Source organism: Bradyrhizobium uaiense, assembly GCF_010811875.1.
Classification (GTDB): domain Bacteria; phylum Pseudomonadota; class Alphaproteobacteria; order Rhizobiales; family Xanthobacteraceae; genus Bradyrhizobium; species Bradyrhizobium uaiense.
On the sequence record NZ_VKHP01000895.1, the window covers coordinates 1 to 245 of the forward strand.

Genomic DNA, 245 nt, shown 5'->3' on the forward strand with positions numbered 1-245 from the left:
GGTCCAGATCTTCTGGCCGTTGATTACCCAGTGATCGCCGTCCTTGACGGCGCTTGTGCGCAACGCAGCGAGGTCGGAGCCCGCCTGCGGCTCGCTGTAGCCCATGCCGTGCATGGCTTCGCCGCGCGGACCGACAAGGACGCGAAGCCGCCGCACGCCGGCATCAGCATGTTCATCGTGCCGATGGATGCGCCGGGCATCACGACCCGCCCATCCAGCACGATGTATGACGGCACGTTTTCCAA

The 245-nt window shown here is 65.3% G+C and carries 1 pseudogene; it reads right to left on the reverse strand.

The window, feature by feature from the left end:
• Positions 1 to 105 (reverse strand): annotated as a pseudogene (locus FNJ47_RS48005) (acyl-CoA dehydrogenase family protein); the annotation flags it as partial.
• Positions 106 to 245 lie beyond the last annotated feature (140 nt).